At 67.6% G+C, this 509-nt stretch carries 1 protein-coding gene; it reads left to right on the top strand.

Annotated elements, in window-relative coordinates; all coding sequences use genetic code 11:
• Window positions 1-509 (top strand): Calx-beta domain-containing protein (locus tag D8676_RS26580; RefSeq protein ID WP_147448282.1); only part of this gene is annotated, 509 nt, incomplete at both ends.

The raw sequence follows: 509 nt of genomic DNA, 5'->3' as shown, positions 1-509 counted from the left end.
ACGATCGTCGAGGGCACGGCGTCGATCACGACGCCGACGGCGACGTCGACGATCACCGATGTCGACGCGGCGGTGACGTTCGCGGTCGCGGTGAACGATGCCGGTGTGTCGATCAGCGAGGAGAACGCGGCCGACAACCAGGCGACGTTCACGGTGACGATGAGCGGCGGCCCGCTTGCCGGGGGCAACTCTGCGTCGGTGGTGCTCGACCTCGACAACGGCACGGCGAGCGACAATGTCGACTACCAGGCCGGGCTCGAGACGGCGATCGCCAATGCGATCGCGGCGCTGCCGGCGAACGTCAACAACCCGACCTACGATGCTGCGACCAACACGCTGACCTTCCATGCCGGCGGGCCGAGCTCGCTGGCGTTCACGGTGACGGCGGTCAATGACGACGCGCTGGACAGCGGCGAGACGATCGTCGTGCATCTGGACAGCGCCACGATCGTCGAGGGCACGGCGTCGATCACGACGCCGACGGCGACGTCGACGATCACCGATGTCGA

The sequence above is a fragment of the Mesorhizobium sp. YM1C-6-2 genome (genome assembly GCF_003666685.1).
Taxonomy (GTDB): domain Bacteria; phylum Pseudomonadota; class Alphaproteobacteria; order Rhizobiales; family Rhizobiaceae; genus Mesorhizobium_K.
This window is presented reverse-complemented; position numbering and strand designations above follow the sequence as displayed.